This is a genomic window from Cupriavidus sp. DL-D2 (genome assembly GCF_039710735.1).
Taxonomy (GTDB): Bacteria; Pseudomonadota; Gammaproteobacteria; order Burkholderiales; family Burkholderiaceae; genus Cupriavidus.
The window spans coordinates 102,788-118,649 of sequence record NZ_JBDKXK010000012.1 but is presented as its reverse complement, the minus strand read 5'-3'; the positions used below and the strand labels follow the sequence as shown (position 1 = coordinate 118,649).

Below are 15,862 nucleotides of genomic sequence, written 5' to 3'. Positions count from 1 at the left end.
GTCAAGAGATGCAAAATTTTTCGAGCATTGAACAAGCACGCAAGCTGTCCGACTCGCGCGTGCCACTTCTGGACAACGACCAGACCGTCATGTCGGAAAGCTCGGGGACGACCTTCCCGACGCTGAATCTCGTCGAGGGAATGCCCTGTTTTCGTACCGACGAGAAAAAGCTGTACCGGTACCGGAAGGACGGCACCGGCACGCTGGTATGGCAGCTCGAGCTCGACTTGAACAAGACCCTGGCCTATAAGGCAGACATCGACGCGCTGACGACCGCGGTGGGCCAGAAGCTCCCCCTCACCGGCGGCTCGCTGACCGGGTTCCTACTGCTGCACGCGGACCCGACCAACGCCAAGCACCCGGCCACGAAAAGCTATGTCGACGGACTCAAGACGTCGACCGACAACGCCGTCGCGCTGAAGTTCGACAAGACCGGAGGCACGCTGACCGGCCCGCTGACGCTTTACGACAACCCAACGCAGAACATGCACGCCGCCACGAAGATGTATGTGGATGGCGTGGCCAACAACTCGACCTCCGCGATCAGCGGCAAGCTATCGCGCGCGGGAGACACGCTCAGCGAGGTCTACAACAACGGCTGGTATCGATCCAACGGACCGGTCGGCTGGTACAACCAGACCTACGGTGGCGGGATCTACATGAACGAAGGCAGTCTTGTGAAGACCTACGGCGCCAAGGGCTTCGCCACCGATTGGCACACCCTCCAGCCGGGTGGTGGGATTTGGACGTCGGCATATGGCTGGCTTGAGAACCGTTTTGCCACAAAGGGCCAGTTCCACCACACCTACACGGTGGGCAACTGCGGCGACGGGTCGGCCATCCAGGTATCCGTGTCGGGCAACAGCATCAACCTCGCCCTCTCGAACAACAACTGCAACTGCAACTGCAACTGCGCGAACAACTGATGAAAGACTTTGCCTATTCCGTAGGACTCGAGGTCCCGGTCTTCCTGGCGGTGCAGATGGATAAGGCTCGCCAGCTGGTAGTGCTGCATGCCTATGAGGTGGCGCGCGACGGCGACTTCCCGGAGCGCTTCACCATCGGTGCCGATTACACACCGAGCCCATTCAATCCCGAGATCAAGCTGCACCGGACCAGCAGCCTGACGATCGACTTCCGCAATCTCCGCGAGCTGGTGGGCGAGAAGGAACTGACACCCTTCTCGAACATCTACTTCCCGGTCTCCGATAGGGGCGAGCTGCGCGCGCCATTCAACAAGATGGCCGCGTCCTACGCCCTCAAGGAGCCCGGTGGCCGGTATCTGCAGCGCACTTCCACAGGCGTGGTTGGCCAGCTGTGCGTGCCCTTCCCCGACGCTCGGTTCGAGGACTGCGGCCTGCGCCTGACGGCGTACCCGGAACTCGGCCTGTTCGTTGAAGGTGCCACGCCGCGCGAGATGACCAACACCCATGAGGCGTTCCAGGCCTTCGTCCAGAACCTGATGCCCCAACTCGTCGCCGCGACGCCGGAAATCGACGTGACACCCCTGGCGCCCGTCACGGTGCAGTTCCAGCTGACACCCCCACGCGCCGGCGTGAAGGTGCACCTGAAGAGCGACATGGGCTACCTGCCGAAGCGCGAGCTGGTCACCGACGCTGCTGGCCGGATCACGGCCAAGATCTGGGCCCTGAGCCTTGATGCGGGAGACGAGTTCGATGTGGAAGCCGGCTTCAAGTGGTACTCGAACATCGCGCGCACGCGCGTGAAGGTGGTGGCGCCATGATCCGCTATGCCGACGTGCCGTCCGACCGGACGGTCATGGGCTCCATCAAGGAAGCCCTCAACTGGGACGCGGCCGTGGCCGCGGTCGGCGGCGAGCAATACGCGCCGATGCTCCAGCTGCGCGGCCTCGAACTGGACGTCTGCGCGCTCGAGCAGGAGATCGCGGCCTTCTACCAGAACACCGGCCGCATGACCTGGCGCTCGCAGGACGATTCGCCGGTGAGCGGTGCCGCCCTCGCCTACGATCCCACCGCGCCGCGCGAGGAGTGGCTGGCCGGCTCGTTCGGCCACCCCCGGTACCGGCAGACGGAGGACTACTACGCCGCAGTGCAGAGTGACCAGCGCAATCGACGCAAGGGCGACTACCTGGACTCGCTCTGCTTCCGGCGCCTGCACCCGGACCTGCAGAAGTACCCCGCGCTCTGGGCGCTGCTGAATTCTTTCTCGGTACCGGTCGCGCGCGTCACCGTGCGAACCGTGGCCGGCCACGCCGCGCCGCCCTCACGCTACGGCGACTTGGGCTTCCACACCGACGACAGCCCCTTCGAGCTGATGCGCCTGAACATCGCCATTCACAACGACGGCGCCTTCGGTCTCGAGTACGAGGACGGCACGCTGGTCCGAATGGTCTCGGGGCGCAACGCGATCGTCAACACCCACGTGCCCCACCGAGTGCATGTCGCGCGGCACACGCTCTGCGCGCGCACGCACCTGGTCATCGGTCTCGTACCGTGGCTGACCTACGACGAGACGACCGACAGCTGGGCGAGTAGCCGCTACTTCGGCAAGGTTCACCCTTTCGACATGGTGAGGCAGGGGCTACTCTTTCGGGGATGAACATCCCTATCCACTTCACCGATGGAACGCAGCTCCAATACGATCCTCATACTGGACAGCTCGGCAATACTGAGGATGGCGAACTCGTTTCGCCTCCTCTCCACCGAGCTGGCCCGTTTCGGAAAAGCCGTCGCGTCCATCATCTCAAGATCCAGCTGGGCCTATCCTGCAACTACAGCTGCAGCTACTGTTCCCAGCGCTTCGTTCCTCACGCCGACCAGACCACGGCCGCACATGTCGAGCCGTTCCTGGCGGAACTGGGCACCTGGTACGACCCGGAACCGGGGAGCCGCATTGCCTTTTGGGGTGGCGAACCCTTTGTGTACTGGAAGACGCTGAAGCCTCTCGCCGAGGCGCTGCGCGCGCGGTACCCGGATCTGGTCTTCTCCATCATCACGAACGGCTCCGTGCTCGACGCCGAGAAGGTCGAGTGGCTCGACCGCCTGGGCTTCCTCGTCGCCATCAGCCACGACGGCCCCGGCCAGCACCTGCGGGGCCCGGACCCGAACTGGGCGCCGGTGCTCGAGCTGTATCGCCGGCTGCGGCCGCAGAACCGCATCTCCTTCAACCCGATGCTGACTCGTGGGAACAGCAGCCGCGCGGCAATCGCCGCCTACTTCATCGACCTGACCGGAGACCCGGACGTCCCGCTCGGGGAGGGGTCGATGATCGACCCCTACGACGACGGCGGCCTGGCCAACCTGATGACGCCGTCCGAGCGCCTCGAGTACCGACAAGCGGCGGTCGCTGAACTGCGTTGGGGTGGCGCGCAGAATTTCTCGATCACCTACTCGAAGTTTCGGGCCGCCCTCGGCGGCGCGCACGCATCCGAGCTTGGCCAGAAGTGCGGCATCGAACGCGAGGACAGCATCACGGTAGATCTGCAGGGCAACGTGCTCACGTGCCAGAACGTGTCAGTAGCCGCTACTGCACCGAATGGGATGAGCCACAACGTTGGCCACGTGGCAGACTTCGATTCGATCTCGTTGAACACGATCACCCACTGGTCGGCTCGTCAGAACTGCCAGCGGTGCCCGGTGCTTCGACTGTGCTCCGGCACCTGCACGTTCCTGCAAGGGGACATGTTCCAGGCCGCGTGCGACAGCAGCTACACCGACAACGTCGTGTTCCTGGTGGGTGCGATCGAAGCCGCGACCGGCAAGCGGGTCGAGTACATCGACGCGCCACACCTACCCGAGGAACGCCGGGACATCTTTGGCCTCCGGGGCTACCGTCCTAAGAAAGTCATCCACCTGAAATCGATTTAACATGAGCCAACCGCAACCCCAACTCTCCCCGCAGGAAGCCTACAACCAGGCGATGTTCAATGCCGTGGTGAAGCAGCGCAACGACGCACAGAACCAACTGGCCGAGAAGGACGCCGTGATCCAGATGCAAGGAGCCGAGCTGCAGGGCACGCACCGCGAGCTGGAGCGTCTCCGTCAGCTGCTGAGGGACAATGGCGTGGTCGATCCGGTAGCGACTACCGAGGCCGAAACCCCTGCGGCGTAAGCACATCGCGCTCCCATAATGGCAGAGAGTTCAACCCTCTCTGCCATTTTCATTTATGGGAAAGCCCCGCCAGAAGCAAACCGCCGATGCTGAACTGCTCGCCGACTACTTCGTCAAGCGCAGCAGCAAACCTCTCGAGGCCCGCAACCCGCGCCAGCGCAAGTTCCTCACCGCTGTACGCAACACTCCCCTCACCTTTGGTCTCGGCCCCGCCGGCACCGGCAAGACTTTCCTCTCCGCAGCACTCGCACTCGAGGCCCTGGCCGACGAGGACGTGGAGCGCATTGTGATCACGCGCCCGATGGTCGAGGCCGAAGAGCACATGGGCTTCCTGCCTGGTGACGCCAACGAGAAGTTCGCCCCCTACTTCACCCCATTCCGTGAAGCGCTAGAAGAGCGCGCCGGCTCTGGCCATGTGCAGGCCCTGTTGAAGACGCGACGAATCGAGATGGCGCCGCTCGCGCTGATGCGCGGGCGCTCGTTCAAGGACTGCTTCGTGGTCCTGGACGAGGCCCAGAACACGACGGTCGGCCAGATGCGGTTGTTCCTGACGCGCCTGGGCGAGAACGTGAAGGTGATCGTCAACGGGGACCTGGACCAGATCGACATCAAGGTACCGAGCGGCCTGGAGGATGCAGTGGCTCGCCTGCGCGGTCGCAACAGCCCAAGCGTGGCCTTCGTCCACTATGGCCAGCAGGATGTGGTCCGGTCGGCCCTGTGCCAGGAAATGGTGGAGGCCTACGCAGCATGATCCGCGCGCGCTTCTACGTTAATGCCAACGACCCGCGCCCGGTCGTCTGGCCTATCCCCCACCCCTACTGGGTCACCGGCTACGGCGATGACTACGCGATCGTCGTGGCCTACGCCGACGATGAGGCGCAGATCCTGCGCCAGTGGCCCGAGGCAACCAAGATCGATATCCACGAGCGCGACGCCGTCGGCTACAAGTTCACGGAGCGCTTCCCGCTGCCCGAGTGGTTCAAGGAGCGAGCATGAGCCGCAACGAATGGAGTTACTGGCGATACCTGCGTGAGGTTGCCGTCGGAATGACTACGTCGTGGGCACGTGCACCCTGGTACTGGCGTGAACTCGTCGAAGGAGTGAAGGCCCTGATCTACGTGATCGGCCTGCTCATCCTGCCGCTGCTCGTGCCGTTCGCCCCACTGTTCGCGCTGCTGGTGCGCGCCAGCGATCGTCGTGACGTGCGGGAGCTGGAGAAGGCTCGCTCAGCGGCTCGTGCCCGCGTCCACCAATGGGGAAAGGTATGAACATCGGAACGATCGAGGGCTTCACGCGTGTGCTCGGCGCACCGAAGGATTGGGACCACAGCAAAGGCGCCTGTGAAGGCCTGCCGGTGCTCGATGTCGCTACTGACCAAGGGCCGGTGATGGTCTCTGCATGGCTACCGTCGCCGGAGGATCTCAAGGCCCTGCAGGCGGGCATGCCAATCCTCCTCATGATCTACGGCAAGGCCCACCCTGTTGTATCGGTGGCGGTGCAAAGAGAACCTTAGATTTTCGGGTAACCGAAAATCAAAATGTGGGCACGCCCGAAAATTAGCGACCTTCCCCTCTCAGAGAATTCTTTGAAGGTTCCAGCTAACCAGTAGGGCATTTCTTTTAAATGCCCCATGTCCCTGATCACACCCCAGCTGCTGCGGCAAATCATGCCGCACCTGACCCAGGCGAAAGCTGAGGTGTTCGCGCCGGCGCTCGCCGATGCATGCGCGAGATTCGAGATCGACACACCCGGACGGTTGGCCGCATTCCTCGCCCAGGTCTCGCACGAGTCCGGCGAGTTGCGCTACATGGTTGAGCTGGCCAGCGGCCAGGCCTACGACACCGGTAAGAAGGCAGTCGCGCTCGGCAACACTCCCGAGGCTGACGGCGACGGGCAGCTCTATAAGGGCCGCGGCCCGATCCAGCTCACTGGCCTGCACAACTATGTGGCCGCGCTGATGTACCTCGACCTCGATCTGGTCAACCACCCCGAGCTCCTTGCTGAACCGCCGGCCGGCTGCGCCGCCTCCGCGCTCTTCTGGTGGTCGAACAAGCTCAACAGCTACGCCGACAAAGACGACTTCGTTGGCCTGACAAGGCGCATCAACGGCGGGACCAACGGCCTCGCCGATCGTCAACAGTTCTGGGACCGTGCGAAACGGGCCCTGGGAGTCACCAAGTGAAAGCCGAAGCTCTTGCACGTCTGATGTACGCCTTCTTCGCCGGTGCCGTATTGATGTCGAGCGCGCTGGCGCACACCGTGATGCTCCTAGTCCTCGCCGGTTGCGTCCTCGTCCTCTCGCTCGACTACCTCATCAACGACGTCCTGCCCGAGGGCTTCCACTGGCCGTGGGCCATTGCCCGCCGCGCGCAGATGTATGTGGTCCTGGCCTTCATCTACGTGAGCCAGCTGTACGTCGCCACCCTGCTCCGCGTCGACCTGGGTTGGCAGTCCTATGTCCTGTTCATCAGCATGGCTGTGTTCGGACTCGTCCTGGGCTTCAAGGAAGCCCTCCATGCAAGGGGTATGCGGTGTCTCAACTGATTCAACTGTGCTGGACTGTCCTCGGTCTGGCCTGGGTGACGGCGGCCTACGCGGCAGAGATCACCTTCCACACCGAGATCCTGAAGCTGCCGCCGGCAGCGCTCTGGCTCACAACCATCCTGGCCCTGGTCGGCGGCCTGGCCTCGACGCTGCGCAAGCTCTCGGACCCGACGGTGGTCGTGAAGTCCGTGCCCCTCGAGGTGGCCAAGGACCTCATGGCCAGCCTGGTGGCCGGCCTGCTCTCGTTCTTCTTTGGCCAATCGCAAGGCATCAGCGCCCTGTACCAGGCCGGCCTGATCACGCTGTCCGGCTACGGTGGCTCGCGCGCGATCGACTGGATCATGGAGCGCCGCTTCGGCAAAAAGGAGGATGCATGACCTCATCCGTCGCCCGTTACCTGATCGTGGCCGCGCTTGCCGCCCTGGCCACCCTCTTCCTGACCAGGAACTACTACCTGCTCGAGATCGAGCAGATGACGACCGCCAAGCTCGAGCTGCAGAAGAAGCTCGACAAGGTGGGGGACCAGGCGACCGCCAAGGTGCGGGCCGTCGAGCAACTCAGCGCGTACCAGCTGGCACAGTCGGTCGCGCGCCTCACGAAGGAGAAGCAAGATGAAGTCGATCAACGCGATGCTCTTATCGCTCAGCTGCGCGCTGGCACTCTGCGGATGCGGGACCCCGGCCCCAAGCCAGTACAAGTTGGTGGCACCGGTGCCCAAGCTAGCGCCGGCAAATCCGGTGATGATGGAGCCGGAGGAGCCGAACTTTCAGTGCCGGCTGGTGAATTTCTTCTCGCTGAAGCCGCCCGCGCAAATGGGGTCGTGCGCAAGCTTACCCGCTGCCAGGGTGATCTCACCGAGCTGCGAGACCTGTACGAACGCTTGAGCGGTGAGCTGGAGCAGTTGAACCAGCAGTAGCGCATACTGACCCGCCCGTGGAGCGAAAAAGCGTGACTTGAGGCCCTAGAATGGCCCCACTGATTCCTCTGCTCCACCATGACTCACAGCACCCCAACCGTCGGCGTTCCCGGCGCCGCCGATATCCTCCATGTGCACCCCAACCGGGTGCTGGAGTTGATCAGCGCCGGAGCCTTCCCCGCAGGCAAGGTGGGGCGCTCCTGGGTTATGATGACCAAGGACGTCCTGGCCTACGCCGAGAAGCTGATCATTGCGCAGACCGCCGAACGGCTGGCCTCCAAGGGAACCCGTTCCGTCACCAGAGTGCCGCGGCGAGGTCCGAGCCTCTAAGGTTCGCGTACCGCATCATCATACGGTGGCTCTTGTGGCCGCTGATCTTCATGATCTGGCTCTCCGACAGGGTCGTCTTCTCAAACAATCGGCTCACGGCCTCGTGACGCAGGTCGTGAAATAGCAGACCTGGACAGTTCGCTTGTTTGAAAATGTCCTTGAAACGCTTCGACAGTTCGTCCGACAGCTTCTCCCTCGCCTTCTTCGAAGGGTCCCCATTCCACCACGGGAACACCAGATCTTGCGGATGCCTCTCGGGTATCTCGCGTTCCGCCAGGTAGTCGCGCAGCAGCGCCCCGGCCACGGTCGATAACGGCACCTGCCGCTTGTCCCCGTTTTTGGTCTTATCGAGGAACACCGTGCGCCTCGGCAGGTCCACCTGGTCCACCGAGAGCGTGTACATCTCGGACATCCGCATGGCGGACTCCACGGCGAGGATAAAGAACGCCCGGTAGGCTGTGGGGTAGTCTAGGGTCAGGGGTCGCTGCTTACGCGGCAACACGCCCCCTTCGATCATCGCCAGGATGCGCTCATACTCCCCGGCCTCCAGCCTGCGATCCCGCTCGACGTCCTCCCGTTTAACACCGGCTGCGGCAGTGTCTGCCTTGCTGTACTGGGCGTAGCCGTCCGGCAGGGTCCTGAAGGGATGATCGGGCATGACCAGGAGCTCCTTGCGCATACCCCAGTCGGTTGCCCGTGCCATGGCCCCGATCCGGGCCCGGATGGTGGCAGGGGCCAGCGTCTCGAGCCGCTTCATCTCGGAGATCCGTTCATCGACCCAGGCTGCGTTGATCTTCTTGAGCTGGGTCTCGCCCCACAGCCGCAGGCACGCGCGCAGCGCCCCTTGGTCTTTCGTGCTGGGGTGGGCGTCCAGCTCGTACTGGCGCACCAGTTCCTTCAAGGTCGTGACGCTGTCCTGGCCACGGAACTCCGTGGGCACGATGCCGTGGTCGAGCAGCGCCTCGAGCTTGATGGCGTAAGCGTCTCCCTCCTCCTCGCTCTCGAACGTCAGGTAGATGGGCTTGTCCAGGACGCCCGCGCGCTTGAACGTGTACTGCCACTTCCCGTTGGCCGCTAGTTTCTTCCCCGCCATGGTCCTTCTCCGGTTGGACTCGCCATTCTACGCCTTTTCAGGCGTTATTCCGGGTGGTAGAAGCGTGATTCTGGGTGGTAGAGCGTGGGCTAGAGTGGCCTACGGGGAGGTGAGACAGGCAATAAAAAAGGACTTAGATCGCTCTAAGTCCTTGATTATATTGATGATCGAGTGGTGGGTGCTGAGGGGCTCGAACCCCCGACCTACGCCTTGTAAGGGCGCCGCTCTACCAACTGAGCTAAGCACCCATTCGACCATCGCAAGCCATTTGCCTGCTGGGTAATCCCGCTGCGCACGACTCGGCAGTTACTGCTTCGTTGCCGCTGTTTGCGTTGCGAGGCCGCGATTGTAATACGAGAGTTTTCGATTTGCCAAGCGTTGTTTGCGAGATATGCGCCACATCGCCTCATTGGCACCTCAAAACAGAAACGCCGCAGGTTCTACCCTGCGGCGTTTCCGATTTTCACAGCGATTCCTGCAGCGTTACGACTCAGTGATGAATGCGTTCCACCTGCGAAGCTGCCTTGTCTGCCACATCGGCAGGCTTGGCTTCTTCATCGGGCAGCGCCTCGGGCTTGCGCTCCAGCGCCAGCTCCAGCACCTTGTCGATCCAGCGCACCGGCACGATCTCGATGGCGTTCTTGACGTTATCGGGAATGTCCGCGAGATCCTTGACGTTCTCCTCGGGGATCAGCGCCAGCTTGATGCCGCCACGATGGGCTGCCAGCAGCTTCTCCTTGAGGCCGCCGATCGGCAACACTTCGCCGCGCAGCGTGATCTCGCCAGTCATCGCCACGTCGGCACGCACCGGAATCCCGGTCAGCACCGACACCAGCACGGTCGTCATCGCGATACCGGCCGACGGACCATCCTTCGGCGTGGCACCTTCAGGAACGTGGATGTGGATGTCGCGCTTTTCGAACATCTCATCCGCGATACCCAGGCGACGCGCCCGCGAACGCACCACCGACCGCGCAGCCTCGACCGACTCCTTCATCACGTCGCCCAGCGAACCCGTGCGAGAGATGTTGCCCTTGCCCGGCATGATCGCGGCTTCGATCGTCAGCAGGTCGCCGCCCACTTCGGTCCATGCGAGGCCAGTCACTTGCCCCACCTGGTTTTCCTTGTTGGCCAGGCCGAAGTCGTACTTGCGCACGCCAAGGAATTTGTCGAGGTTCTCGGAATCCACCTTGACCGCGCCCGATTCCTTCTTCAGCAGCAGCAGCTTGACCACCTTGCGGGCGATCTTCGACACTTCGCGTTCCAGCGACCGCACACCCGCTTCACGCGTGTAGTAACGGATGATGTCGCGAATCGCAGCTTCCGTGACTTCGATCTCGCCAACCTTCAGGCCATTGTTGCGAATCTGCTTGGGCAGCAGGTAGCGCGTGGCGATGTTGACTTTCTCGTCCTCGGTGTAGCCCGACAGGCGAATCACTTCCATCCGGTCCAGCAGCGGCGGCGGAATGTTCAGCGAGTTCGACGTCGCCACGAACATCACATCGGACAAGTCGAAGTCCACTTCGATGTAGTGGTCCTGGAACGTGTGGTTCTGTTCCGGGTCCAGGACTTCGAGCAGTGCCGACGACGGATCGCCACGGAAATCCATGCCCATCTTGTCGATTTCGTCGAGCAGGAAAAGCGGGTTGCGCACGCCGACCTTCGACAAGCTCTGCAGGATCTTGCCCGGCATCGAACCGATGTACGTACGACGGTGGCCGCGGATCTCGGCTTCGTCACGTACGCCACCCAGCGCCATGCGCACGAACTTGCGGTTCGTCGCACGTGCCACCGACTGGCCCAGCGAGGTCTTGCCCACGCCGGGAGGCCCAACCAGGCACAGGATCGGCGCCTTGACCTTGTCCACGCGCTGTTGCACGGCAAGATACTCAAGGATGCGTTCCTTGACCTTCTCCAGACCATAATGATCTTCGTCGAGTACACGCTCGGCGTTGGTCAGGTCGTTGTTGACCTTGCTCTTCTTGCGCCACGGCAGGTTCACCAGCGTGTCGATGTAGTTCCGCACGACGGTGGCTTCCGCCGACATCGGCGACATCAGCTTGAGCTTCTTGAACTCGGCATCGGCCTTCTTCTTGGCCTCCTTGGGCATGCGGGCAGCCTTGATGCGCTTGTCCAGCTCTTCAAGGTCAGCACCTTCCTCGCCCTCGCCCAGCTCCTTCTGGATCGCCTTGACCTGTTCGTTCAGGTAGTACTCGCGCTGGCTCTTCTCCATCTGGCGCTTGACGCGGCCACGGATGCGCTTTTCCACCTGCAGGATGTCGATCTCGCCTTCGAGCTGCGACAGCAGGCTCTCCAAGCGCTCGGTCACCTTCACCATTTCCAGGATCTTCTGCTTCTGCTCGAGCTTGATCGGCAGATGCGCGGCAATGGTGTCGGCCAGGCGGCCAGCCTCGTCGATACCCGACAGCGACGTAAGGATCTCGGGAGGAATCTTCTTGTTCAGCTTCACATACTGGTCGAACTGCGACACGATCGCGCGGCGCAGGGCCTCGGTCTCGGCCGATTCGACGGCAGCGGGCGGCACGGGCACGGCTTCGCACATGAAATGCGAGTCGTCTTCGCTCACCTCGGTGATGTTTGCACGCTGCGTGCCTTCCACGAGCACCTTCACGGTGCCGTCAGGCAATTTCAGCATTTGCAGGATGTTGGCGATGCAGCCGACCTCGTACAGGTCTTCGGCAGTAGGTTCGTCCTTGGCAGCCGTTTTCTGGGCCACGAGCATGATGCTCTTGCCCGACTCCATCGCAGTCTCAAGCGCCTTGATGGACTTCGGGCGACCCACGAACAGCGGGATCACCATGTGCGGAAACACCACCACGTCGCGCAGCGGCAACAGTGGGAGGCGAATCGGCTCAGCCGGGAGGAGTTGTGTTCCGGACATCATTTTCCCCAGTCAGTCATATAAGGCGTAAATAGGGTCGCGGGTTTCGATTGCAAGATACCCATCATCAATTCCCGGCGCAGACCAACATGCTGCAAACTGCACTTGCGACCCCCAGTGAAACAGCATACCCGCGTTTTCTCCGGTTCGTTTGTGGAATTGAAGAAAAAAAGCCGCTCGCTTCCCAGCGAACGGCCGCTTGAATTTTCGCCTGTGTTGCAGGGACCACGTGGGTCCATCCGTTGGGCGTCAGATAACCTCGCGTGTCAGTTGGACCCGGCCACCTTGGGCTGCTGCTCTTCGTACACCAGGAGCGGCGGCGCATCGCCGGTGATCGTGTTTTCGTCGATCACCACTTTCTGCACACCCTTGTAGTTCGGCAGTTCGTACATCACGTCCATCAGCGACTGCTCGAGGATCGAGCGCAGGCCGCGCGCGCCGGTCTTGCGACGGATCGCCTTGCGGGCGATGGCGGTCAGTGCGGCCTGACGAATCTCGAGCTCCACGCCTTCCATGGCCAGCAGCTTCTGATACTGCTTGACCAGCGCGTTCTTGGGCTCGACCAGGATCTGCATCAGCGCCGCCTCGTCCAGCTTGGCCAGCGTCGCCACGACGGGCAGGCGCCCGATGAGTTCCGGAATCAGGCCGAACTTGATCAGGTCTTCCGGCTCTGTCTGCGGCAATACCTCGCTGACTTCCCGTTCTTCCTTGCTCTGCACCTGCGCGTCGAAACCGATGCCAGTCTTGTCGGAACGTTGCATGATGACCTTTTCCAGGCCATCAAACGCACCGCCGCAGATAAACAGAATGTTGGTCGTGTCGACCTGCAGGAAATCCTGATTCGGATGTTTCCGACCACCTTGCGGCGGTACCGAGGCCATGGTGCCCTCGACCAGTTTCAGCAGTGCCTGCTGTACGCCTTCGCCGGAAACATCGCGCGTGATCGACGGGTTGTCCGACTTGCGCGAAATCTTGTCGATTTCGTCGATATATACGATGCCGCGCTGCGCCTTCTCGACTTCGTAATTGCAGTTCTGCAGAAGCTTCTGGATGATGTTCTCGACGTCCTCACCCACATATCCGGCTTCGGTCAGCGTGGTCGCGTCGGCGATCACGAACGGCACGTTCAGCAGACGGGCCAGCGTCTGCGCCAGCAGCGTCTTGCCGGAACCGGTCGGACCGATCAGCAGGATATTGCTCTTCGACAACTCGACTTCATCCTTCTTGCCGAGGTGTTTCAGACGCTTGTAATGGTTGTAGACCGCGACGGCCAAAATCTTCTTGGCCTGCTCCTGCCCGATCACATACTGATCCAGGCTTTCACGGATTTCGTGGGGCGTCGGCAGATCCGAGCGCGTCGTGGCGGCGGCGTCCTTGTCGGTCGCGGCGGCCTCGTCACGGATGATCTCGTTGCACAGGTCGATGCATTCGTCGCAAATGAACACCGACGGGCCGGCGATCAGCTTCTTGACCTCGTGCTGGCTCTTGCCGCAGAACGAGCAGTACAGAAGCTTCTCACTGGATGAACCTTTTTTATCCGCCATAGGAATCGTCACATTAGCAGTGTGGTTCCCGTCGGAAAGAGCCCAACGGGAAACGCATTAAACGCATCATACGCCAAAACAATTGGCACAGTCGGCGGCGGCCCCCACGTGTGGGGCAAAACGCAAAAACGAGGCGCGTGGCCTCGTTCCGGTGTAGCCTGCGTCATTCAACGCAGCCATGCGGCAGGCGTCCGGCCTGTCGACACTACCCGGACGGTTCCGAGCATATCGCAACCGGACAGGCATGCCGGCACACCGGCCCGAACCTTAACCGCGGCGGGAAATCACCTTGTCGATCAGACCGTAGTCCACTGCCTGATCGCCACTCATGAAGTTGTCGCGATCGGTGTCGCGTGCAATCTTCTCGACCGGCTGACCAGTCACCTCGGACAAGATGCTATTCAGGCGTTCGCGCAGATACAGGATCTCGCGTGCCTGAATCTCGATGTCCGATGCCTGACCGCGTGCACCACCCAACGGCTGATGGATCATGATGCGCGAGTTCGGCAGCGCGCTGCGCTTGCCCTTGGCGCCTGCTGCCAGCAGGAAGGCGCCCATGCTCGCGGCCATGCCCATGCACAGCGTCTGCACGTCCGGTTTGACGAACTGCATCGTGTCGTAGATCGCCAGACCCGCGGAAACAGAACCACCGGGCGAGTTGATGTACAGCGACACGTCCTTGTCCGGGTTTTCACTTTCCAGGAACAGCAGTTGGGCCACTACGAGGTTTGCGGTCTGGTCGTTAACTTCACCGACCATGAAAATGACGCGTTCCTTGAGCAGGCGCGAGTAGATGTCATACGCGCGCTCGCCCCGGCCGGACTGCTCGACAACCATCGGCACCAGCCCGAGGCCCTGGGTTTCCAGGGCCGAAGCCTGCGTGGTGGCCAGACGATCAAGCAAATCATTGCGGGTCATGCAGGTTCTCCAGATATTCAGGAATGGCGTCGATCAGCCAGCGCGCGAGGCCGATCGACGTTGGCCGGTGCCGCCTGGCTATCCAGCCCGGCAGCTTCCGGCCATGCCCGACCTCAGGCTTGCTCGGGCGCGGCAGTCAATTCCTCGAACGAAACCGACTTGTCCGAGACCTTGGCCTTGTCGCACACGAAATTTACCACGTTGTTTTCGAGCACGTAGGCTTCCATCTCGGCCAGGCGCTGCTGGTCACCGTAGTACCAGCGCATGACTTCCTTCGGGTCTTCGTAGCTCTTGGCGAAGTCTTCGATCTCGGCCTTGACCTGGTCCGGCTTGGCTTCCAGGCCGTTGGCCTTGACGATCTCGGCCAGGATCAGACCCAGCTTCACGCGGCGCTCGGCCTGTTGCGCGAACATCTCGGCCGGAATCGGCATGTCCTTGGCGTTCGGCATACCGCGCTGTTCCAGATCGCGACGAGCCATTTCCACCAGACGTTCCTGGTCTTGCTCGACCAGTGCCTTCGGCACGTCCAGTTCGCTGACCTTCAGCAGGGCTTCCATGACCTGGTCCTTCAGCATGGAATGCGTACGGCGCTTGACTTCGCGCTCCAGGTTTTCGCGGATGTCGGCGCGCATCTTCTCGACGCTGCCGTCGGCGATACCGAGCGACTTGGCAAACGTGTCATCCACTTCCGGCAGGTGCGCCCACTCCACCTTCTTCAGCGTGACCGTGAACGAGGCGGTCTTGCCGGCCACTTCCTTGCCGTGGTAATCCTCGGGGAACGTCAGCGGGAACGTCTTGCTTTCGCCTTCCTTCAGACCCAGCGTGGCGGCTTCGAACTCGGGCAGCATGCGGCCTTCGCCCAGCACGTACACAAAGTCTTCGGCCTTGCCGCCGGCGAATTCCACGTCGTCGATCTTGCCAACGAAGTCGATGGTCACGCGGTCGCCGTTCTTGGCTGCCACGTCGCCGCCACCGTCACCATGCGCGCCGGCTTCGCCGCGCGGGTGGTAGTGAACACGCTGCTTGCGCAGGATGTCGACGGTCTTGTCGATTTCGGCGTCGCCGATTTCGGTCTTGGTACGCGTCACTTCGGCGGCGGTCAGGTCACCGATCTTGACTTCCGGGTACACCTCGAAGGTGGCTTCGAATGCCACTTCATCTTCCGACACGCCCTCGGTCTTGAGATCGAACTTCGGCTGGCCGGCAACCTTCACTTCCTGGGCCTGCGTGATATCGAAGAACTTGCGGGCAGCCTTGTCGAAGCGGACTTCGAACTCGACCTGCTGGCCATATTGCTTCTCGACCATCTTCATCGGCACCTTGCCGGGGCGGAAGCCGGACATCTTCACGGTCTTCGACAGACGGACCAGGCGTTCCTGGGTTTCCTTCTGCACTTCGGCCTTGGGGATAGCCAGGGTTACCTTGCGGTCCAGCTTGCCGAGGTTTTCAATGTTCGACATGGTCGTCAATCCAATCCAGAAATGTTGTGGTCAGCGCAAGCATTTGCGCCCTACTGTTTGCGC

The 15,862-nt window shown here is 62.0% G+C and carries 19 protein-coding genes and 1 tRNA gene; 14 read left to right on the top strand and 6 right to left on the bottom strand.

Features of this window, described 5'->3' with window-relative positions:
* Nucleotides 1–8: 8 nt before the first annotated feature.
* The 14 genes from ABDB81_RS09535 to ABDB81_RS09470 all read left to right on the top strand — a co-directional run bounded on the left by ABDB81_RS09535 (nucleotide 9) and on the right by ABDB81_RS09470 (nucleotide 7,882).
* Nucleotides 9–926, top strand: coding sequence for a hypothetical protein (locus tag ABDB81_RS09535; RefSeq protein WP_346810734.1), 918 nt, complete (start codon nucleotides 9–11; stop codon nucleotides 924–926).
* The gene (locus tag ABDB81_RS09530) at nucleotides 926–1,744 is read left to right on the top strand and encodes a hypothetical protein (protein WP_346810732.1); all 819 of its coding nucleotides are present in this window, start codon (nucleotides 926–928) and stop codon (nucleotides 1,742–1,744) included. The genes ABDB81_RS09535 and ABDB81_RS09530 overlap by 1 nt, the downstream gene beginning before the upstream one ends.
* Entirely contained in the window at nucleotides 1,741–2,580 is an 840-nt protein-coding gene (locus ABDB81_RS09525; RefSeq protein WP_346810730.1) for a hypothetical protein, read from the top strand. Before ABDB81_RS09530 ends, ABDB81_RS09525 begins: the two co-directional genes overlap by 4 nt.
* Nucleotides 2,577–3,848 carry a radical SAM protein gene (locus tag ABDB81_RS09520; RefSeq protein ID WP_346810728.1) on the top strand — a complete coding sequence of 424 codons (1,272 nt, stop codon included), beginning with the start codon at nucleotides 2,577–2,579 and terminating at the stop codon, nucleotides 3,846–3,848. The genes ABDB81_RS09525 and ABDB81_RS09520 overlap by 4 nt, the downstream gene beginning before the upstream one ends.
* A gap of 1 nt (nucleotide 3,849) precedes the next feature.
* On the top strand, nucleotides 3,850–4,092 hold the full coding sequence (locus tag ABDB81_RS09515) for a hypothetical protein (protein WP_346810726.1): 243 nt from the start codon (nucleotides 3,850–3,852) through the stop codon (nucleotides 4,090–4,092).
* A gap of 55 nt (nucleotides 4,093–4,147) precedes the next feature.
* On the top strand, nucleotides 4,148–4,843 hold the full coding sequence (locus ABDB81_RS09510; protein WP_346810724.1) for a PhoH family protein: 696 nt from the start codon (nucleotides 4,148–4,150) through the stop codon (nucleotides 4,841–4,843).
* Nucleotides 4,840–5,088, top strand: a complete 249-nt coding sequence (locus tag ABDB81_RS09505; protein ID WP_346810722.1) for a hypothetical protein — start codon at nucleotides 4,840–4,842, stop codon at nucleotides 5,086–5,088. Before ABDB81_RS09510 ends, ABDB81_RS09505 begins: the two co-directional genes overlap by 4 nt.
* On the top strand, nucleotides 5,085–5,360 hold the full coding sequence (locus ABDB81_RS09500; RefSeq protein WP_346810720.1) for a hypothetical protein: 276 nt from the start codon (nucleotides 5,085–5,087) through the stop codon (nucleotides 5,358–5,360). The genes ABDB81_RS09505 and ABDB81_RS09500 overlap by 4 nt, the downstream gene beginning before the upstream one ends.
* Complete coding sequence (locus tag ABDB81_RS09495; protein WP_346810718.1) at nucleotides 5,357–5,605, top strand: hypothetical protein; 249 nt, start codon at nucleotides 5,357–5,359, stop codon at nucleotides 5,603–5,605. Before ABDB81_RS09500 ends, ABDB81_RS09495 begins: the two co-directional genes overlap by 4 nt.
* Nucleotides 5,606–5,722: 117 nt before the next feature.
* Nucleotides 5,723–6,274: a glycoside hydrolase family 19 protein gene (locus tag ABDB81_RS09490; RefSeq protein ID WP_346810716.1), complete on the top strand. Its 552-nt coding sequence runs from the start codon at nucleotides 5,723–5,725 to the stop codon at nucleotides 6,272–6,274.
* Nucleotides 6,271–6,636, top strand: coding sequence for a hypothetical protein (locus ABDB81_RS09485; protein WP_346810714.1), 366 nt, complete (start codon nucleotides 6,271–6,273; stop codon nucleotides 6,634–6,636). The genes ABDB81_RS09490 and ABDB81_RS09485 overlap by 4 nt, the downstream gene beginning before the upstream one ends.
* Nucleotides 6,624–7,013: a phage holin family protein gene (locus ABDB81_RS09480; protein ID WP_346810712.1), complete on the top strand. Its 390-nt coding sequence runs from the start codon at nucleotides 6,624–6,626 to the stop codon at nucleotides 7,011–7,013. Before ABDB81_RS09485 ends, ABDB81_RS09480 begins: the two co-directional genes overlap by 13 nt.
* The gene (locus ABDB81_RS09475) at nucleotides 7,010–7,552 is read left to right on the top strand and encodes a lysis system i-spanin subunit Rz (protein ID WP_346810710.1); all 543 of its coding nucleotides are present in this window, start codon (nucleotides 7,010–7,012) and stop codon (nucleotides 7,550–7,552) included. The genes ABDB81_RS09480 and ABDB81_RS09475 overlap by 4 nt, the downstream gene beginning before the upstream one ends.
* A 78-nt stretch (nucleotides 7,553–7,630) precedes the next feature.
* Nucleotides 7,631–7,882, top strand: a complete 252-nt coding sequence (locus ABDB81_RS09470) for a helix-turn-helix domain-containing protein (protein WP_346810708.1) — start codon at nucleotides 7,631–7,633, stop codon at nucleotides 7,880–7,882.
* Here ABDB81_RS09470 and ABDB81_RS09465 read toward each other — a convergent pair.
* The 6 genes from ABDB81_RS09465 to tig all read right to left on the bottom strand — a co-directional run bounded on the left by ABDB81_RS09465 (nucleotide 7,848) and on the right by tig (nucleotide 15,799).
* Complete coding sequence (locus ABDB81_RS09465; RefSeq protein WP_346810706.1) at nucleotides 7,848–8,975, bottom strand: site-specific integrase; 1,128 nt, start codon at nucleotides 8,973–8,975, stop codon at nucleotides 7,848–7,850. The genes ABDB81_RS09470 and ABDB81_RS09465 overlap by 35 nt on opposite strands.
* A 172-nt stretch (nucleotides 8,976–9,147) precedes the next feature.
* Nucleotides 9,148–9,223: transfer RNA gene (locus ABDB81_RS09460), tRNA-Val, on the bottom strand.
* Between the two features lie 242 nt (nucleotides 9,224–9,465).
* A complete protein-coding gene (gene lon, locus ABDB81_RS09455) occupies nucleotides 9,466–11,877 on the bottom strand; it encodes an endopeptidase La (protein ID WP_137924476.1) in 2,412 nt (803 codons plus the stop codon).
* A gap of 266 nt (nucleotides 11,878–12,143) precedes the next feature.
* Nucleotides 12,144–13,421 (bottom strand): ATP-dependent Clp protease ATP-binding subunit ClpX, encoded by a 1,278-nt coding sequence (clpX, locus tag ABDB81_RS09450; RefSeq protein ID WP_346810704.1) that lies wholly within the window; start codon nucleotides 13,419–13,421, stop codon nucleotides 12,144–12,146.
* 267 nt (nucleotides 13,422–13,688) lie between these two features.
* On the bottom strand, nucleotides 13,689–14,339 hold the full coding sequence (gene clpP, locus ABDB81_RS09445; RefSeq protein WP_137924474.1) for an ATP-dependent Clp endopeptidase proteolytic subunit ClpP: 651 nt from the start codon (nucleotides 14,337–14,339) through the stop codon (nucleotides 13,689–13,691).
* 113 nt (nucleotides 14,340–14,452) lie between these two features.
* On the bottom strand, nucleotides 14,453–15,799 hold the full coding sequence (gene tig, locus ABDB81_RS09440) for a trigger factor (RefSeq protein WP_137924473.1): 1,347 nt from the start codon (nucleotides 15,797–15,799) through the stop codon (nucleotides 14,453–14,455).
* Between the last annotated feature and the right edge of the window lie 63 nt (nucleotides 15,800–15,862).

Coding starts and splice junctions, on each gene's coding strand:
- ABDB81_RS09535 (WP_346810734.1), top strand. CDS start 9: ATGCAAAATTTTTCGAGCATTGAACAAGCACGCAAGCTGTCCGACTCG.
- ABDB81_RS09530 (WP_346810732.1), top strand. CDS start 926: ATGAAAGACTTTGCCTATTCCGTAGGACTCGAGGTCCCGGTCTTCCTG.
- ABDB81_RS09525 (WP_346810730.1), top strand. CDS start 1,741: ATGATCCGCTATGCCGACGTGCCGTCCGACCGGACGGTCATGGGCTCC.
- ABDB81_RS09520 (WP_346810728.1), top strand. CDS start 2,577: ATGAACATCCCTATCCACTTCACCGATGGAACGCAGCTCCAATACGAT.
- ABDB81_RS09515 (WP_346810726.1), top strand. CDS start 3,850: ATGAGCCAACCGCAACCCCAACTCTCCCCGCAGGAAGCCTACAACCAG.
- ABDB81_RS09510 (WP_346810724.1), top strand. CDS start 4,148: ATGGGAAAGCCCCGCCAGAAGCAAACCGCCGATGCTGAACTGCTCGCC.
- ABDB81_RS09505 (WP_346810722.1), top strand. CDS start 4,840: ATGATCCGCGCGCGCTTCTACGTTAATGCCAACGACCCGCGCCCGGTC.
- ABDB81_RS09500 (WP_346810720.1), top strand. CDS start 5,085: ATGAGCCGCAACGAATGGAGTTACTGGCGATACCTGCGTGAGGTTGCC.
- ABDB81_RS09495 (WP_346810718.1), top strand. CDS start 5,357: ATGAACATCGGAACGATCGAGGGCTTCACGCGTGTGCTCGGCGCACCG.
- ABDB81_RS09490 (WP_346810716.1), top strand. CDS start 5,723: ATGTCCCTGATCACACCCCAGCTGCTGCGGCAAATCATGCCGCACCTG.
- ABDB81_RS09475 (WP_346810710.1), top strand. CDS start 7,010: ATGACCTCATCCGTCGCCCGTTACCTGATCGTGGCCGCGCTTGCCGCC.
- ABDB81_RS09470 (WP_346810708.1), top strand. CDS start 7,631: ATGACTCACAGCACCCCAACCGTCGGCGTTCCCGGCGCCGCCGATATC.
- ABDB81_RS09465 (WP_346810706.1), bottom strand. CDS start 8,975: ATGGCGGGGAAGAAACTAGCGGCCAACGGGAAGTGGCAGTACACGTTC.
- lon (WP_137924476.1), bottom strand. CDS start 11,877: ATGTCCGGAACACAACTCCTCCCGGCTGAGCCGATTCGCCTCCCACTG.
- clpX (WP_346810704.1), bottom strand. CDS start 13,421: ATGGCGGATAAAAAAGGTTCATCCAGTGAGAAGCTTCTGTACTGCTCG.
- clpP (WP_137924474.1), bottom strand. CDS start 14,339: ATGACCCGCAATGATTTGCTTGATCGTCTGGCCACCACGCAGGCTTCG.
- tig (WP_137924473.1), bottom strand. CDS start 15,799: ATGTCGAACATTGAAAACCTCGGCAAGCTGGACCGCAAGGTAACCCTG.